The sequence below is a fragment of the Streptomyces sp. 2114.4 genome (genome assembly GCF_900187385.1).
Lineage (GTDB): Bacteria > Actinomycetota > Actinomycetes > Streptomycetales > Streptomycetaceae > Streptomyces > Streptomyces mooreae.
On record NZ_FYEY01000001.1, the window covers coordinates 5248385 to 5266049 of the forward strand.

Here is a 17665-nt window from a genome sequence, read left to right on the forward strand (position 1 = left end):
GCCCCGCGACGCCGTCGCACCCCAACCGAGGGGGTTCGTCCACCCGTGGTGAACATCAAGCAGCGCCGTGAGCACGACCGGCGCACTTATGTCCTCGACACCAGTGTGCTGCTGGCGGATCCAGGCGCCATGGCCCGCTTCGACGAGCACGAGGTCGTGCTGCCGGTCGTGGTGGTCACGGAACTGGAGGCCAAAAGGCACCACCCCGAGCTCGGTTACTTCGCCCGGCAGGCACTGCGCCTGCTGGACGAGTACCGGGTGCAGTTCGGGCGGCTGGACTCGCCCATCCCCATCGGGGATCTCGGCGGGTCGCTCCGGGTCGAGCTGAACCACTCCGACCCCGGAATACTGCCCGCGGGCTTCCGGCTCGGCGACAACGACTCGCGGATCCTCGCCGTGGCGCGCAATCTGCAGGCCGAGGGGTACGACGTCACGGTCGTCTCCAAGGACCTGCCGCTGCGCATCAAGGCGTCCTCGGTCGGGCTGCTGGCCGAGGAGTACCGCGCCGAGCTGGCGATCACCGATTCCGGCTGGACGGGGATGGCCGAGCTGACCGTCTCGGCCGAGCAGATCGACGACCTCTTCGCCGCCGAGACCGCTCACGTTCCGGAGGTCTCCGAACTTCCGGTGCATACCGGACTTGTCCTGCAGTCCGACCGCGGCAAGGCACTCGGCCGGGTCACCGCGGAGGGCGCGGTCCGGCTGGTGCGCGGCGACCGGGAGGCGTTCGGGATCCACGGCCGCAGCGCCGAGCAGCGGATCGCGCTGGATCTGCTGCTCGACCAGGATGTCGGCATCGTCTCGATGGGCGGCCGGGCCGGTACCGGCAAGTCGGCGCTGGCGCTGTGCGCGGGCCTGGAGGCCGTATTGGAGCGCCGGCAGCACCGCAAGGTGATGGTGTTCCGCCCGCTGTACGCCGTCGGCGGGCAGGAGCTGGGCTATCTGCCGGGCAGCGAGGCGGAGAAGATGAGCCCCTGGGCCCAGGCCGTCTTCGACACGCTGTCCGCGGTGACCAGCAAGGACGTCATCGAAGAGGTGGTGGGGCGCGGCATGTTGGAGGTGCTGCCGCTGACCCATATCCGCGGGCGCTCGCTGCATGACGCATTCGTCATCGTGGACGAGGCGCAGTCGCTGGAGCGGAACGTCCTTTTGACGGTTCTGTCCCGTATTGGAGCCAACTCCCGCGTCGTGCTGACACATGATGTCGCGCAGCGCGACAACCTCCGGGTCGGGCGGTACGACGGTGTGGTCGCCGTCGTCGAGAAGCTGAAGGGGCATCCGCTGTTCGCCCACGTCACGCTGAACCGCTCGGAGCGTTCGCCGATCGCGGCCCTGGTGACCGAATTGCTGGAGGACGGCCGGATCTGACCGGTTGTGAACACGGCGCCGCCCGGCAAAGCGAAGGAGCTTAGCCGGGCGGCGCAGTGCTGCGAGTGGATATCCGAAAATCGTTTGCCGTAAACGAGGTGTGAGCTTTCACACCCAGCGGGGAATTGCTTCCCGGCGTCCCGGTCGGGCAGAGTCTGGGTCCTGTCAGGCCCCGCATACGGCATCAAGCACCCCCAGCGGTGTGTAGAACCAACGAACTTCATAGCGATGCGCCGTATGCCGCCCGAGCACCACGCGGACCCCGAGGGGGACGTACCGGGCCAGTGCCTCCCGTGACCAGTCGGACCCTCCGCTCAACAGGGCCCGGAACAAGGGGAGGCCAGCGTCAGGGGCACGATTGCGCCCGCGAGGTCACCTATGCGGGCGATGCTGGAAGGAAAACGTGTGAGCCGGATCTCGGTCCGGGGATTCGCCGTGGCATCCGCCACCGCGGTCACCACCGTCGGCGCCGTGGTCGGCGTCGCTGCAGGCAACGAGCCCGCCTCGGTCGGCAACACCGAGGCCACCGCTGCCGACGCGACGATCGCCGACATCCCCGCGGGCGCACAGGCCCAGGTGCAGACGGCATCCCTGACGCAGCAGGCGGACGACCAGTCCACCCAGGCGGACACGGCAGCACTGAAGTCCGCTCAGGAGTCGGCCCGTAAGGCTGCCGCTGAGACCGCGCAGAGCAAGAAGGACGCGGCGGACGAGGCGAAGGCCAAGAAGGACGCCGACGCCCGCAAGGAGAAGCTGACCGCGTCCCGCTCCTCCGCGCGCGGTGACCTGGGCGACCTCCTCGGCAAGGGCTCGTACTCCATTGCCGAGACGCAGTCCATCGCGCGGCAGATGATGGCCGGCGACCAGTTCCAGTGCTTCAGCAACATCGTGGACCACGAGTCCGGCTGGAACTACAAGGCCACCAACGCCGGATCGGGCGCCTACGGCCTCGTCCAGGCACTGCCCGGCTCCAAGATGTCCTCCGCGGGTTCCGACTGGCAGACCAACCCGGCCACCCAGATCAAGTGGGGGCTGAACTACATGAACGACCGCTACGGCAGCCCCTGCGGTGCCTGGTCGTTCTGGCAGGCCAACAGCTGGTACTAGGCCCGCCGGCAGTACCACCGCACTTCCGAAACCCCCGAACGCGGCAGCGTCGGGGGTTTCGTGCGTCCGGCACAGGTAACGTCGTGCCCGTCAGGTTGTGGCGCGTGGGAGGGGAAGAGGAAGGCACATGTCCAGATTGCCTCAGTGGGTCGGTGGCCTCGGCGCCGGTCTGACCCGGCTCTCGCAGCGGATGGAGGATCAGCGCCGCCGTGCGGAAGCCGCGGTGGGGGTCGCTCCTGGCGGGAGCTTTCCGGACTCCTCGGTGGAGGCCGGTGACTCGGAAGAGCTGAGGCGTGCCGGTCATGCGGATGCCCCCGCGGCCGGCGGTCCGGAAGACGGCGCAACGCCGCACGGCGGTGCGCCGGCCACGCTCACGGTTCCCCGTACCCAGCTGCCGGAAGCCACGGACGGGGTGCCGCACCCCGCGACGGAGCCCGCCGCGCCGTCCCCCGATGCCGTCCCGCCGGAGAACGTCCCTCCGCCGCCGTCCTACGCCCCGGCCGTCGCGGCGCGCCCCGATCCGGTCGACGCGGTGCCCTGGGGCGTACGGGTCGCCGCCGAGGCGGGCTGGCGGCTGTTGGTGCTGGCGGCCACGCTGTGGGTCCTCGCGCGCGTCATCACCACCATCGAACTGGCGGTGCTCGCCTTCATCGCGGCGACGCTGATCACGGCGCTGCTGCAGCCCACCGTGGGCTGGCTGCGACGGCGCGGGCTGCCGCGCGGGCCGGCCACCGCGCTGACCTTCATCGGCGGGTTCGTCGTCATGGGCCTGGTCGGCTGGTTCGTGGTCTGGCAGGTCCAGGACAACATCGACTCGGTCTCCAGCCGTATCCAGGAGGGCATCACTGAGCTCAAGGGCTGGCTGCTGAAGAGCCCGTTCCATGTGACCGAGTCTCAGATCACCCAGATCGCCAAGAATCTGCAGGACGCGGTCGGCGCCAACACCGAGGCCATCACCTCGGCCGGCCTGGAGGGCGTCACCGTCGTCCTCGAAGTGCTCACCGGCATCCTGCTGGCGATGTTCACCACGCTCTTCCTCCTCTACGACGGCCGGCGGATCTGGAACTGGGTGCTCAAGCTGGTCCCGAGCGCGGCCCGCGAGGGCGTGGCGGGCGCCGGGCCGCGGGCCTGGCGGACGCTGACCGCCTATGTGCGCGGCACGGTGGTCGTCGCCCTGATCGACGCCATCTTCATCGGTATCGGCCTCTACTTCCTCAATGTGCCGCTGGCCGTGCCGCTCGCCGTCTTCATCTTCCTGTTCGCCTTCATCCCGCTGGTCGGCGCGGTGGTCTCGGGCGCGCTGGCGTGTGTCATCGCACTGGTCGCCAACGGAGTGTTCACGGCGCTGATGGTGCTGGCGGTGGTGCTGGCCGTCCAGCAGATCGAGGGGCACGTCCTGCAGCCGTTCATCCTGGGCCGGGCGGTCCGGGTCCATCCGCTCGCGGTGATCCTGTCGGTCGCCGCGGGCGGCCTGATCGCGGGCATCGGCGGTGCGGTGGTCGCGGTGCCGCTGGTCGCGGTCACCAACACGGTGGTCGGCTACCTGCGTTCGTACTCCAGGGAGCAGGCGGTACGGATGTCGGTGGCCCCGCGCGGCGCCACCGCGATCTCGGTGGCACCGACCCCGCCCCCGGTGCGGGCCAGGCCCGAGGAGCCGGGGGCGTAGGACGCGTCTTCCGGACCGCCCGGACCGGTCCGGGTAATCCGGGTGATCCGGTTGATCCGGATGGTCCGGAAGATGCTTCCCGGCCGCGACTTCCCGGCCGCGCCCGGCACCGGACGCACAGAACCCCGCAGACGCCAGGTCTGCGGGGTTCTGTGTGGGGGCGTGCGCGCGGCGGAATTACTCGGCGAGCGCGGCCTCGGCGTCGAGGGTGGCGCCGACGGCCTGCAGGACGGACGCGATCTTGACGGCCTCCTGGATCGTCTCGCGGTCCACACCGGCCTTGCGGAGCACCTGCTCGTGCGAGTCCAGGCACATACCGCAGCCGTTGATGGCCGAGACGGCCAGCGACCACAGCTCGAAGTCGACCTTGTCCACGCCCGGGTTGCCGATGACGTTCATCCGCAGACCGGCGCGCAGGGTGCCGTACTCCGGGTCCGACAGCAGGTGCCGGGTCCGGTAGAAGACGTTGTTCATCGCCATGATGGCGGCGGCCGACTTCGCGGCGCTGTAGGCCTCGGCGGAGAGGTTGGCCTTCGCCTCCGGCTCCAGCTCGCGCAGCACCTTCGGCGAGCGCGAAGCGATCGCGCAGGCCAGCACGGTGCCCCACAGCTGCTGCTGCGGGAGGTCGCTGTTGCCGATGACCGAGCCGAGGTTGAGCTTGAGGTCCTTGGCGTAGTCCGGTACCGCGGACTTCAGTTCGTCGAGAGCCATGTCAGATCTGCCTCCAGTTCGCTAGCTGCGGTTCACTCGCCCGAGAGCAGCGCGACCGGGTCGAGGGTGTCGTCGCCCTTGGACCAGTTGCAGGGGCACAGCTCGTCGGTCTGCAGGGCGTCGAGGACCCGCAGGACCTCCTTGGGGTTACGGCCGACGGAACCGGCGGTCACCATGGTGAACTGGATCTCGTTGTTCTGGTCGACGATGAAGACGGCGCGCTGCGCGAAGCCGTCCTCGCCCTCGATGCCCAGGTCGCGCATGAGCTCGTGCTTGGAGTCGGCGAGCATCGGGAAGGGCAGGTCGGTCAGGTCCGGGTGGTCCTTGCGCCAGGCGTGGTGCACGAACTCGGAGTCGCCGGAGAAGCCGAGAACCTGGGCGTCACGGTCGGCGAACTCGTCGTTCAGCTTGCCGAAGGCGGCGATCTCGGTCGGGCACACGAAGGTGAAGTCCTTGGGCCACGCAAAGACGATCTTCCACTTGCCCTCGTAGGTCTTGTGGTTGATCTGCTCGAACTCCTGGCCCTTCTCCAGCGAAACGCAGGCGGTCAGGTCGAACTCGGGGAACTTGTCACCGACAGTGAGCACGTACTCTCCTTGTTGCGCAGAAAGTCCCTTTTGGGGACTTTCCGTGAGGCTTGGACGGGTTACACATTGCCACAGCAGGCATTGATCAGGGAAATAGCTAGACTGGTTAATGTTGATCGGAGGTGGTTATCAGTGGCTTCACCGGCGAGTCAGGGCGGCAGACCCCGCCAGCCGAGTCTGGCCCAGCTGCGGGCGTTCGTGGCGGTGGCCGAGCAGCTGCATTTCCGCGAGGCGGCGGCCGAGATCGGTATGAGCCAGCCCGCACTGTCCGGGTCGGTCTCCGCACTGGAGGAGACCCTGGGAGTGCAACTGCTGGAGCGTACGACGCGCAAGGTGCTGCTGTCGCCCGCGGGGGAGCGGGTGGCCGCGCGGGCCAGGACGGTCCTGGAGGCCGTCGGCGATCTGATGGAGGAGGCGGAGGCGGCCCGCGCGCCGTTCACGGGCGTGCTGCGGCTCGGCGTCATCCCCACCGTCGCCCCGTATCTGCTGCCCGCCGTCCTGCGGCTGGTCCATGAGACCTACCCCGACCTGGACCTCCAGGTGCACGAGGAGCAGACCGCTTCCCTCCTGGACGGCCTGTCCCACGGACGCCTCGACCTGCTCCTGCTCGCCGTGCCGCTCGGCGTCCCCCAGGTCACCGAACTCCCGCTCTTCGAAGAGGACTTCGTCCTGGTCGCCCCCAAGGACCACTGGCTCGGCGGTCGCGGCGACATCCCGCGCCAGGCCCTCCAGGAACTGGACCTGCTGCTGCTCGACGAGGGCCACTGCCTGCGGGACCAGGCCCTGGACATCTGCCGGGAGGCCGGCCGGGACGAGAACACCCCCGTCACCACCAGTGCCGCGGGCCTGTCCACCCTGGTCCAACTGGTCGCCGGCGGTCTCGGAGTGACCCTGCTGCCGCGCACCGCGCTCCGCGTCGAAACCGGCCGCAACGACCAGCTCACCACCGGCTACTTCGCCGACCCGGCGCCCGCCCGGACCATCGCCCTCGCCATGCGGACGGGCGCCGCCCGCCAGAGCGAGTTCGAGGAGTTCGCGGCGGCGCTGCGGGGGGCGTTGCGGGGGTTGCCGGTGCGGATGGCCGGGGGGTGAGGGTCAGGGGCGGGCGACCGAGAGGATCGCTTCGACGTCGAGTGTGATCTCGGCGCCGAGGGAGGCGGGGAGCGTGACGCGTTGGCCGGGGGCGTGGACGCTGTGGTTGCGGTACTCGTTGGCGAACGGTTCCGTCAGGATGTGAATGCGGTCCTTCTTGCGGTCGATGATGACGTAGACCGGGATCTTGGCGATCGCGTACGCGGCGACCTTCGTCTTGAGGTCGGTGGCGTAGTTGGAAGAGGTCACTTCCAGCACCATCCGGAAGACAACCGGGTCGTAGCAGTTGTCCGCCACGAGGTGATCCCGGTAGTCGGCGTCGACGACGGCGAGGTCGGGGATCGCGTAGTCCTCGGGGCCGTCGGGGAGCCATACGCCCATGGCCTGGGCAACTCGTGTCTCCGCTCCGTGCGCAGGCGCGAAAGCGAAGATGAGGTCGGTCAGTGAATCGGCGTGCGGGCCGTCGGCCGGCGGCGTCACGGTGAGGTCTCCCCCGATGATCTCGATGCGGTAGCCAGGGAGCTTCTCGGTGAGCTGTGCGGCCACCTCGAGCAGGCTGGGCAGCTTGCCGTCATGAGGGTGCTCGACTGCTGCGGCAGACATGTAGTGCCTCCTGATGGCTGGTATCGAGGCCATCATCGTAGGCAAGGCTGCCCGCACACGTCTCTTACGACCACGTTCATCCATCCGTGGCTCGTTTCGGCACGGGGTCTTCGGCGCATCGAGGAGTTCGGGGGCGAGGAGTTCGCTGCGGCGCTGCGGGGGGCATTGCGGGGGCGTTCGTGGAACAGCCCGTACGAAGGCCCGCAAGTGCATCGGACGGGCCGTGCCGTAGTGCCGCCCATCGCGTACCCCGCCCCCCTCAGACCCCGCCGCCCCGCTCATACGTCAGAAACGCCGCGCCGCTCTGGAGGACCGTGTGTTCGGTCAGTTCCCAGGTGCGGGGGCGAAGGGGGTGGTGGGGGAGAAGAGGGGGAGGCCGGTGCCGAGGGTGAGGGGGCTGAGTTTGACGATCAGCTGGTCGATCTCCGGGTAGAGCGCGCCGGCCAGTTCGCTGCCGCCCAGCAGCCAGATGTCCTTGCCGTCGGCGGACTTCAGCTCGCGGGCCTTTTCCACCGGGTCGGTGGCGACCAGTTCCACCGCCGGGTCGGGGCTCTCTTTCATGCTCCGGGAGAAGACCAGGTGGCGCAGGTGGGGGTAGGCGTCGGTGAGGCCGGCGCGGAGGCCGATCTCGTAGGTGCGCCGGCCCTCCAGGACGGTGTCGAAGCGCGTGCCCTCGTCGGTGATGCCGAGGGCCGACCGGGCCTGGGCGGGCAGGACCTCGGGGAGTTCGGCGGCCAGGTGCTTGAGGTAGTCGTCGGCGATCGGCCAGAAGCCGTCCGGGCCGGTGGGGTCCGCACCGTCCGGGCCGGCGAGGAAGCCGTCGAGGGTGGAGGCGATGCAATAGACGAGCCGACGCATAAAGGGTCCCCCTGGGGCAGTTGGCGGGCGCTGCTGCGTGCGGAATGATCTCGCAGATTCACTCCGCACGCAGTCCATCCGGGCGCATCAGGCGCCACGCCAGCGGCAGGGAGAGCGCGGTGACGAGGACGACGGCCGCCGCGGTGCCGGGCGGTGCCGCGCCCCGGGCCGGACGGGGGGACCGGGCAGTGCCGCACCCCGGGCCGGACGGGAGCACCGGGCAGTGCCGCGCTCACTCCGTCCGCAGCCCGTCGGGCCGCATCATCCGCCACAGCGGCGGCAGGCTCAGCAGTGTCACCAAGAAGATCATGCCGCCGCCGGCCCCGGTGATGCCCGCCACCACCGGCCAGTCGACCGTCACCGGGCCGTCGATCGTCGTCAGCAGCAGCGTCCCCAGCGCCAGCCCGCAGCCCAGCGCCAGGATCAGCCCGAGCAGTACGGGGAGGGCGGTCTGCCACAGCACCGACCAGCCCAGGGTGGCGCGGCGGGTGCCGTACGCATCGAGGACGGACAGCAGCCGGCGGCGCTCGTGGAGCTGTTCGACGGTGGAGATGACCAGGCCCGAGCCGATCAGCAGCAGGGTGAGGACGGCACCGGCGAACAGGCCCTTGCGGACGCCGGTGTACTGCGCGTCATGCGGATTGTCGACGGCGGAGGACTCGTTCATCGTCGGATCGATACGGGCCACGGTGTTGCGGATGTACTCCACGGCGTCCGGGGTGCCGCGATCGAAGTCGACCTTGAACTCCACGGTGGGCTGGGCGAGCCGGCCGGTGTCGAGGGCGGACGGGGTGACCAGCAGGTCGTACGAGAAGTGGTCGGGGCCGCGTGTGCGGTCGAGGAGCCGGACCTCGCGGGCCGCCGCGGGGACCGTCCACAGATGCGGGGGCCGCGGACCTTCGTCGGCGTACGGGGGATTGAGGTTGACCGTCGCCCCGGGCGCGAGCGCGGCGTCCCGGCCCGTGACATCGGTGAGGAACACCTCGCCGTCGCGGCAGGAGCCCAGGCGGGCCAGTCTGCGCAGCTCGGCGCAGCTGCCGACGGCGAGCGTCGAGAGCGGTGCACCGGACGCGGGACGCCCGGCGGCCGGCAGCCGGGTGATGTTCGCGTCGATCGTGCCGCGGACCGCCGTCACCCCGTGTGTGGCGCGCAGCGCGCCGAGCGCCCGCTGGGTCCGCGGCCAGTCCTTGGCGTCGGCCCACAGGCTGATCCGCGGGAGCTTGCCGGACTCCGCGTACGCCTGGGCGTAGCCGGCCTGCATACCCGTCATGAGCATATGGATCGCGATGGCACCGGCCACCGCGATGGTGATGCCGCTGACCGCGCGGGTGGCCGAGCTGCTGCTCAACTGCAGGCGGCGGACCGCGAGTTGCCAGGCGACCGGACCGCCGCGCAGCCGGCCGACCACCGCGTCCACCAGCCAGGGCAGCAGGACGGTGACGCCGAGCAGCAGCAGCATCGCGCCGGCCGCGAGCCGGAGGGCGTTGAACGGGGTGTCGCGCCACGGCTGCGCCCGGGCCAGCGGCACCAGCAGCGCGATGCCCACGGCGGGCAGCGCCACCCGCCACCACAGCCGGCGGCGCGGCGCGGGGCGGTGGCGGACGATGCCCAGCGGCTCGACGGTGATGCCGCGCTGGGCGAACAGCGTCACCACGACCGCCGCCGCAGGCACGAGTACGGCGATCAGCGCGACGGCGAGCGGGGCGGGCGACACGTCCGAGGGGAAGACGTTGACGCCCCACAACGTGATCACCGAAGCGCACTGCCGGCCGGCCAGGAACAGCGCGCCGCCGCCCGCCAGCCCCAGCAGCGAACCGAACAGCTCCTCACCGGAGGAGATCCGGCGGGTCGCACGGACATCGGCGCCGACCAGCCGGAGCGCGGCCAGCCGGCGCTCCCGCCGCTCGTTGCCGAACCGTATGGACGTGCCGAGGAAGGCCAGCACCGGCAGCATCAGCGTCACACACGTCATGACCACGAGCACCACGACGGGTGCCCGCATCCGAGGCGGGTTCCAGTTCTTGCCGAAGTGGTCGATGCGGTAGCCGTCGGGCGCGGTGAGCGTGGCGCTCTGCGCGACGTAGGTGAGCTCGCGCGGGCCGAGCAGACCCGCGTCGCCGATCACGCCGGCCACGTCGTAGGGCAGCCGGTCGCGCAGCAGCGCACCTTCGGGGGAGTCCAGCAGCTCCTTGAGCGCCGGGGAGACCAGCATCCGTCCGGGGCCGGGGAGATGACCGATGCCGGGAGGTACGGGCGGATGCGCGCCGTCCGGGCGTAGCAGGCGGCCGCGGATCGGCGCACCGCGGAAGGTGGTGTCGGCCGAGGTGTAGAGGACGGTGCGGTCGGAGCGCGGGGGAGGGTTCACCTGGCCCAGGTTCTCGCGGGCCTTCTCCCGGCCGTGCCAGGCATCCAGCAGGGGCGGTACGGACGAGCACAGCAGCAGGACGGCGACGCCCAGGCCGACGCCGAGCGCGGTCAGCGCCGTACGGATCCAGCCCTCGCGGCCGCCGCCGGCCGCGAACCGCATCCCCATCGCGAGGTCACGGGCCCAGGTCGCGGAGCCGGTGCGGGGGGTGGCGGACGGGCCCCGGCGGGCAGGCGGTTCGGGTGTGCGGCCGTCACCCCGGCCGCTGCTCTGGCCGCTGTTGCTGTCGCTGCCGTCGCCGCCGCTCCCGCTGCCGGTGGACGAGCGCAGCAGGCTCATATCAAGCCCGCCAGCATGTCCTTCACTTTGCCGTCCCGGACCACGACCTCCCGGTCGGAGTAGGCGGCGACCCGGGCCTCGTGGGTGACCAGCACGACCGCGGCGTGGGTCTCCCGGGCTGCGTCGGTCAGCAGCGTCAGGACGCGTTCACCGTTGAGCGAGTCCAAAGCGCCGGTGGGCTCGTCCGCGAAGATGACCCGCGGGCGGGTGGCGAGGGCGCGGGCGACCGCGATCCGCTGGCCCTGACCGCCGGATATCTCGCCGGGCCGTTGGCCGTGCACCTTCTCGACCTCCAGCCGCTCCAGCCACTCGCGTGCCTGTCGTTCGGCCTCCTTGCGCTTGGTGCCGTTCAGCCGCAGGGGCAGCGCGACATTCTCCAGCGCGGTCAACTCCGGTACCAGCTGGCCGAATTGGAAGACGAAGCCGAAGTCGGTACGGCGCAGGGCGCTGCGCCGGGCGTCGCTCAGCGCGTTCAGGGTGTGCGGGCCGTAGCGGACGGTGCCGGAGTCCGGGCTGATGATCCCGCCCAGGCAGTGCAGCAGGGTCGATTTGCCGGAGCCCGACGGGCCCATGACGGCGACGACCTCACCCGGGTGGAGGGAGAACTCCACGCCGTCCAGTGCCGGTGTGGCCCCATAGGTCTTGTACAGCCCCTCCGCCGCGAGCAGCGAACCCTCCGGTGTCATGCACGGACCGCTTCGGCCAGCTTGTCGAGCCGGGCGGCGGTCAGCTCCAGCCAGCGCAGATCGGCTTCGAGGTGGAACAGCGCGTGGTCGCAGATCAGCTGGTCGGCGAGGTCGCCGGTGCGCTTGCGCTCGGTCAGTCCGCGCATCAGCCGCAGATGCTCGGCGCGCTGGGAGTCCAGCAGTTCGGCGGCGTTGCGGCCGGTCATCAGGGCCAGGACGATCTTGGTGTAGAGCGTCGACTGGAGGTACGGCTCGGGTTTCTCCGGGCGGGCCAGCCACTGGGCGACATCGGTGATCCCGGCGTCCGTGATCGCATACCGCTTGCGCTCCGGCCCGGCGCCGGCCTCCACGGCGTCCACCTCGACCAGGCCGTTCTTCAGCAGCCGGGACATCGTGGAGTAGACCTGCCCGTAGTGCAGCGGGCGGTCCTGCCCGAAGCGCTCGTCGAAGGCCCGCTTGAGGTCGTAGCCATGGCGGGGGCCGGACTCCAGGAGGCCCAGCAGCGTATGACCGATTGACATGCGGGCTACTTTACTCGTGGGTGTATCGCCGGTGTATACGTGTGCTGTATAGCGCCGGTGCGGTGGAAGAGCGGGGTCCGCGGCCTGCCCTCCGTCCCGCGGCGGGCGCACCCGGGAACGTCGGGGTGAACTCCGGGGTATCTCCCCGAGGGCCGCCCCTCATCTGTCCTTGCGTTCCTTCAGCCGTCCGTGCGTTCCGTCAGTCGTCCTTGCGTTCCTTGGGCGGCCGCCCCCGCCGGGGGATCGCCCCCGCCCCCCGCGGCAGCCGCCCCGCCTCCGACAGCGCCTTGCGCAGCAGGAACTCGATCTGGGCATTGGCGCTGCGCAGCTCGTCGCCGGCCCAGCGCGCCAGCGCGTCATGGACCGCGGGGTCCAGCCGCAGCAGCACCTGCTTGCGCTGCTGCGGCCGTCGCGCGGGGGTCCGCCCGTTCTCGGCGTCGGGCCCCTCGGGGGTGTCGGTGCTCATGCCGAAGCCTCGCTTCGTCCGGCCTCGCCTTCGCCCGGCGTGCACCCCTCCATGGTTCGCCCGCTCACTGGTAGAGGGAACCCGTGTTCAGCACCGGCTGGGCGGCCCGGTCACCGCACAGCACCACCATCAGATTGCTCACCATGGCCGCCTTCCGCTCCTCGTCCAGCTCGACGATGCCCTGCTCGCTGATCCGGTCCAGCGCCTGCTCGACCATGCCGACCGCGCCCTCGACGATCTGCTGGCGGGCCGCGACCACCGCGCCGGCCTGCTGCCGCTGGAGCATCGCCGAGGCGATCTCGGGAGCGTACGCGAGGTGGCTGAAACGGGACTCGATGATCCGTACGCCGGCGGCCTGGACCCGTGCGGTCAGCTCCAGGGCAAGCTTCTCGGTGATCTCCTCGGCGTTGCCGCGCAGCGACAGGGCGTCCTCGTCGTGTGCGTCATAGGGGTACTCGATGGCGATGTGCCGGACGGCCGCCTCGGTCTGGGTGGCGACGAACTCCAGGAAGTCGTCGACCTCGAAGAGCGCCTGGGCGGTGTCCTCGACCTGCCAGACCACGATCGAGGCCAGCTCGATCGGGTTGCCGTAGGCGTCGTTGACCTTGAGGACCGCGGTCTCGTGGTTGCGCACCCGGGTGGAGATCTTCTGGGCGGTGGTGAGCGGGTTGACCCAGCGCAGGCCGTCCGTGCGGATGGTGCCGACGTACCGTCCGAAGAGCTGGATCACCCGGGCCTCGCCGGGGGCGACCATCTTCACCCCGGTCATACAGAAGAACGAGCCGAGCAGCATTGCGACGCCGACGATGATCATTGGCGCCCCCACCGCCTTGTCGCCGCCGTCGCCGAGGATCCCGCCGACGATGATCATGGCGATGCCCAGTGCCACACCGAGCACGGTCAGCAGGAGGGCGAGGCCGCCCGGAATGCTGTGCGCCGGGACCTCGCGGACCTGCGGGCGGGGCATCTCGGGAGCGTCGACAGGAAGGTCGGCGCCGGGCCCGGCGGCGCGGTCGGCGGGTGTCTGATCGGACATGGAATCCCCGTTTCTCCCCATGCGGCACGTGATGTCCGCCGCAATGGATGATGTCACTGACTTAGCAAAGTGCTATCACTTTAACGCCGCGCCACAAGGGCTGTCCAGTGGTCGCGGGAGGGCCCTCCGGCGGTAAGACCCCAGGTGAGACGCGGGCGACGCACAAAACCCCCCTCTTGGTTCCCCTGCTCCGGGTGCTGTTTGTCACGTCGGGAAAAGTCTTGATCGATGAGTATGTGTTGACAGATGCGGTGTTAGCTTCAACAGCTGAGTTAGCTGGGGGCGGAACGACTGGAGTTGCTGAAGCGATGGGCCGAGCGGACGCGAGACGGGCGCGAGAGGAAAGCGCCCGCCGGGCCAGATCGAAGGGGAAGAAGTCCGGCATACGCCGCTTCTTCACCTGGAAGAAGCTCCTCGGAGCCTTCCTCGGGGTGTGCCTGCTGGGCATCCTCGGCTTCATCGGCCTGTATCTGTGCGTGGACATACCCAAGGGCAACAACGCAGCCAAGCTGCAGAGCAACGTCTACAAGTACGCCAACGGCAAGGTCATGGCGCGTACGGGTCTGCGCAACCGCGAGAACGTCCCGCTCAGCCGGATACCCAAGGACGTGCAGCGCACCTTCGTCGCCGCGGAGAACAAGAACTTCTACCACGACTCCGGTGTCGACCTGATGGGCACCATGCGCGGCATCTTCAACACGGTGATGGGCCGCGGCAAGCAGGGTGGTTCGACGATCACCCAGCAGTACGTCAAGAACTACTACCTGAGCCAGGAGCAGACGGTTTCCCGCAAGCTCCAGGAGATCGTCATCTCGCTCAAGGTGGACAACAAGTACTCCAAGGGCGACATCCTCGCCGGCTACATCAACACCAGCTACTACGGCCGCGGCGCCTACGGCATCCAGGCCGCCGCCCAGGCCTACTACGGCGTGGACGTCGAGAAGCTCACCGTCTCGCAGGGCGCCTACCTGGCCTCGCTGCTCCAGGCGCCGAACCAGTACGACTGGACCCTGGCGACCGACGCGGGCAAGAAGCGGGTCCAGGAGCGCTGGGCCTACACCCTCGACAACATGGTCGAGATGAAGTGGCTCTCCCCGGAGGACCGCCGCAAGCAGACGTTCCAGCGGCCGAAGGATCCCAAGCCGCTGAGCGGCGTGAGCGGCCAGACCAATTACCTCGTCGAGCAGGCCAAGCAGGAGCTCTTCGCCCAGGGCGTCGACGAGAAGCAGTTCGCGGCCGGCGGCTGGACGGTCACCCTCGGCATCGACAAGAACAAGCAGAAGGCGCTGGAGGCATCCGTCAAGCGCAAGCTGCTCGCCGACCTCGACCCCAAGAAGCGCAAGGTCGACGCGGACGCCCAGCTCGGTGCCACCTCGGTGGACCCCAAGACGGGGCACATCGTGGCGATGTACGGCGGCGAGGGCCCGCCCAAGCACTACCGGAACAACGCCACCCGCAGCGACTACCAGGCCGCCTCCACCTTCAAGCCGCTGATCCTGGCCTCCGCGATGGAGAACAACGCGGTCACCCAGGACGGCGTCCCGATCACCCCGAACACGATCTACGACGGCCGCAACCGCCGTCCGGTCGTCGGCGGCAATATCGCCTTCGCGCCACCCAACGAGGACGAGCACGAGTACGGGAAGATCAGCGTCCAGACGGCGACCAACAACTCCGTCAACGCCGTCTTCGCGCAGATGGGCGCGGACGTCGGCCTGGACAAGGTCAAGCAGACCGCGGTCAGCCTCGGCATGGCCGACACGATGGACGTCAAGCCCGCCATGACCCTGGGCACCATGGGCGCCAGCCCGCTCCAGATGGCCGGCGCCTACGCCACCCTCGACAACCACGGCAAGAAGGTCACCCCGACGCTGGTCACCCAGGCCACGCACAGCGTCAACGGGGTCGAGACGAAGGTGCCGCTGAAGGACCCGATCGGCGATCAGGTGCTCAGCCGCAAGACCGCCGACACCGTCACCTCCGTACTGACGGGCGTGGTCAACGACGGCACCGCCTCGCAGGCCGTGAAGAACACCGCCTACAAGGCGGCGGGCAAGACCGGCACCTCCGACGACGACAAGTCGGCGTGGTTCGTGGGCTACACGCCCAAGCTGGTCACCGCCGTCGGCATGTTCGGCGAGTCGCCCAATGGCGGCCGGCAGGTCACCCTCAAGAACGCCGGCGGCGACGGCCGGGTCAACGGCGGCGGCTACCCGGCCAAGGTGTGGGCGGACTACACCGAGGCGGCGCTGAACGGCGACACCGGCGCGGACTTCGACCTGGACACCAACATGGGTGCCGCGATCCCTCCGACCCCCACCCCGACTCCGAGCCACACGCCGTCGTCCAGCCCGAGCCCGTCCAAGTCGCCGAGCGATTCGCCCTCGCCGACCCCGTCGAAGCCGAGCGGGCCGCCCTCGCCGACCCACAGCGGACGGCCGAGCCCGCCCGTCCCGTCCGACTCCGGCTCGCCGGACGGCGGGGCGGACGGCGGCGCGGCCGGCGGCGACGGCGGCCCCGGCGGTGGCACCGGGGGCGAGACCGGCGGAACCAGGCCCGACAGCCTGCCCGGCTTCGGCTGACGCCGGTCCGCGTACACCGCACCGCAGCGCGGCCCCCGCCTCACCGGCGGGGGCCGCGCTGTTGCGACGGAACGAGGGTTCCTCAGCCGCCGTTCACCTTGTGGGCGATCCGGTCGCCCACGTTCTTGTCGATGTTGCGCCAGTACTGCAGGGCGCGGTCCAGCACCGGGCGGCTGACGCCGTTCAGCAGATGGCCGGAGACGTTGCCGACGAGCCGGTCGCGGGCCGCGTCGTCGAGGACCTGGCGGACCATCGTGCCCGGCTGGCCGAAGTCGTCGTCGTCACGGCGCAGCGTGTAGGCCTCGCGGACCATCTCGCCGGCGGTCTCCCAGCCCGCGGGCTCCCCGTAGCGCAGGGTGTCCGCCGCCGGGCCGCCGTAGCTGTTCGGGGCGTAGGGCCGGGCCGTACGGGCCGGGTCGAACCGCATCGGGCCGTCCTTCGCGTACGAGTGGACGGGGACGTGCGGCCGGTTGGGCGGCAGCTGCAGGTAGTTCGGGCCGATGCGGTAGCGATGGGTGTCCGGGTAGGAGAACAGTCGGCCCAGCAGCATCTTGTCCGGCGACGGGCCGATGCCCGGCACCATGTTGGACGGTTCGAACGCCGCCTGCTCGATGTGGATGAAGTAGTCCTCGGGGTTCTTGTTGAGCGTCATCCGCCCGACCTCGATCAGCGGGTAGTCGCCGTGCGGCCACACCTTGGTCAGGTCGAACGGGTTGAACCGGTAGTCCGGGGCGTCCGCGAACGGCATGACCTGGACGTACAGCGTCCACGACGGGGCGTTGCCGCCGTCGATGGCCTCGAACAGATCACGGCGGTGGTAGTCGGCGTCCTCACCGGCGATCCGGTCCGCGTCCTCCTGGGTGAGGAAGTCGATGCCCTGGTCGGTCTTGAAGTGGTACTTGATCCAGAACTTCTCGCCGCCGGCGTTGACCCACATGTAGGTGTGCGAGCCGTAGCCGTTCATGTGGCGGTAGGTCTTGGGAATGCCGCGGTCGCCCATCAGCCAGGTGACCTGGTGGGCGGACTCCGGCGACAGCGTCCAGAAGTCCCACTGCATGTCGTTGTCGCGCATCCCGTTGTCCGGGCGGCGCTTCTGCGAGCGGATGAAGTCCTGGAACTTGATCGTGTCACGGACGAAGAAGACCGGGGTGTTGTTGCCCACCAGGTCGTAGTTGCCGTCCTCGGTGTAGAACTTCAGGGCGAAGCCGCGGGGGTCGCGCCAGGTGTCGGGGGAGCCCTGCTCGCCCGCGACCGTCGAGAAGCGGGCCAGCATCTCGGTGGTCTTGCCCGGCTGGAAGAGATCCGCCTTGGTGAACTGGCTGACGTCGCCTGTGACCTGGAAGAAGCCGTAGGCGCCGGCGCCCTTGGCGTGTACCACCCGCTCGGGGACCCGTTCGCGGTTGAACTGGGCCATCTTCTCGATGAGGTAGTGGTCCTGGAGCAGGATCGGGCCGTCCGGACTCACAGTGAGGGAGTGTTCGTCGCTCTCCACCGGAATGCCGGCGTTGTTCGTCGTGCGCGGGACGTGGTGCGCGGTGCTGGACATGGAGGAATGCCTCCTGTTTCGACGACGGGGAGTAGGGTCGGTCGGTCCCGAATTGGGCGAGTCAGTCCCTTACCTCCACCCAAGCAGTCAACTACCCCGACGGCACGTCGGCAAGAGTTGGACCCCGTCCTA

General features: G+C 69.7%; 14 protein-coding genes and 1 pseudogene. 5 read left to right on the top strand and 10 right to left on the bottom strand.

The genetic code is table 11. The features are described from left to right. The first annotated feature begins 45 nt into the window (after positions 1 to 45). The 3 genes from CFW40_RS23230 (at position 46) to CFW40_RS23240 (ending at position 4141) form a co-directional block, all read left to right on the top strand. Positions 46 to 1368, top strand: a complete 1323-nt coding sequence (locus tag CFW40_RS23230) for a PhoH family protein (protein WP_088799698.1) — start codon at positions 46 to 48, stop codon at positions 1366 to 1368. 405 nt (positions 1369 to 1773) lie between these two features. Next, positions 1774 to 2475 (top strand): transglycosylase SLT domain-containing protein, encoded by a 702-nt coding sequence (locus CFW40_RS23235; RefSeq protein ID WP_088799699.1) that lies wholly within the window; start codon positions 1774 to 1776, stop codon positions 2473 to 2475. Between the two features lie 127 nt (positions 2476 to 2602). Beyond that, positions 2603 to 4141, top strand: coding sequence for an AI-2E family transporter (locus CFW40_RS23240; protein WP_256331319.1), 1539 nt, complete (start codon positions 2603 to 2605; stop codon positions 4139 to 4141). Positions 4142 to 4318: 177 nt separating this feature from the next. Here the strand turns inward: CFW40_RS23240 and CFW40_RS23245 are convergent, their stop codons facing one another. Together CFW40_RS23245 and CFW40_RS23250 are read right to left on the bottom strand one after the other, a co-directional pair. Further along, positions 4319 to 4852, bottom strand: coding sequence for an alkyl hydroperoxide reductase (locus CFW40_RS23245; protein WP_088799700.1), 534 nt, complete (start codon positions 4850 to 4852; stop codon positions 4319 to 4321). A gap of 32 nt (positions 4853 to 4884) precedes the next feature. Further along, entirely contained in the window at positions 4885 to 5439 is a 555-nt protein-coding gene (locus tag CFW40_RS23250; RefSeq protein ID WP_042148025.1) for a peroxiredoxin, read from the bottom strand. Between the two features lie 132 nt (positions 5440 to 5571). Between CFW40_RS23250 and CFW40_RS23255 the strand changes: the two genes are divergently transcribed. Beyond that, on the top strand, positions 5572 to 6531 hold the full coding sequence (locus CFW40_RS23255) for a hydrogen peroxide-inducible genes activator (RefSeq protein ID WP_088799701.1): 960 nt from the start codon (positions 5572 to 5574) through the stop codon (positions 6529 to 6531). A gap of 3 nt (positions 6532 to 6534) precedes the next feature. Here the strand turns inward: CFW40_RS23255 and CFW40_RS23260 are convergent, their stop codons facing one another. The 7 genes and pseudogenes from CFW40_RS23260 to CFW40_RS23290 all read right to left on the bottom strand — a co-directional run bounded on the left by CFW40_RS23260 (position 6535) and on the right by CFW40_RS23290 (position 13405). After that, the gene (locus CFW40_RS23260) at positions 6535 to 7134 is read right to left on the bottom strand and encodes a Uma2 family endonuclease (protein WP_088799702.1); all 600 of its coding nucleotides are present in this window, start codon (positions 7132 to 7134) and stop codon (positions 6535 to 6537) included. A gap of 259 nt (positions 7135 to 7393) precedes the next feature. Further along, positions 7394 to 7992 (bottom strand): annotated as a pseudogene (locus tag CFW40_RS23265) (dihydrofolate reductase family protein). Positions 7993 to 8224: 232 nt separating this feature from the next. Next, positions 8225 to 10696 carry an ABC transporter permease gene (locus tag CFW40_RS23270; RefSeq protein WP_088799703.1) on the bottom strand — a complete coding sequence of 824 codons (2472 nt, stop codon included), beginning with the start codon at positions 10694 to 10696 and terminating at the stop codon, positions 8225 to 8227. Beyond that, complete coding sequence (locus tag CFW40_RS23275; RefSeq protein WP_088799704.1) at positions 10693 to 11382, bottom strand: ABC transporter ATP-binding protein; 690 nt, start codon at positions 11380 to 11382, stop codon at positions 10693 to 10695. Before CFW40_RS23275 ends, CFW40_RS23270 begins: the two co-directional genes overlap by 4 nt. Beyond that, positions 11379 to 11903, bottom strand: coding sequence for a PadR family transcriptional regulator (locus CFW40_RS23280; RefSeq protein ID WP_088799705.1), 525 nt, complete (start codon positions 11901 to 11903; stop codon positions 11379 to 11381). The genes CFW40_RS23275 and CFW40_RS23280 overlap by 4 nt, the downstream gene beginning before the upstream one ends. Before the next feature lie 199 nt (positions 11904 to 12102). Then, positions 12103 to 12369: a hypothetical protein gene (locus tag CFW40_RS23285; protein WP_088799706.1), complete on the bottom strand. Its 267-nt coding sequence runs from the start codon at positions 12367 to 12369 to the stop codon at positions 12103 to 12105. Between the two features lie 64 nt (positions 12370 to 12433). Beyond that, a complete protein-coding gene (locus tag CFW40_RS23290; RefSeq protein WP_088799707.1) occupies positions 12434 to 13405 on the bottom strand; it encodes an SPFH domain-containing protein in 972 nt (323 codons plus the stop codon). Positions 13406 to 13713: 308 nt separating this feature from the next. Here CFW40_RS23290 and CFW40_RS23295 point away from each other — a divergent pair, with 308 nt between their 5' ends. After that, entirely contained in the window at positions 13714 to 15987 is a 2274-nt protein-coding gene (locus CFW40_RS23295) for a transglycosylase domain-containing protein (RefSeq protein ID WP_088799708.1), read from the top strand. A gap of 82 nt (positions 15988 to 16069) precedes the next feature. On the opposite strand, the gene CFW40_RS23300 is transcribed toward CFW40_RS23295, so the two are convergent. After that, positions 16070 to 17533, bottom strand: a complete 1464-nt coding sequence (locus CFW40_RS23300; protein WP_088799709.1) for a catalase — start codon at positions 17531 to 17533, stop codon at positions 16070 to 16072. Positions 17534 to 17665 lie beyond the last annotated feature (132 nt).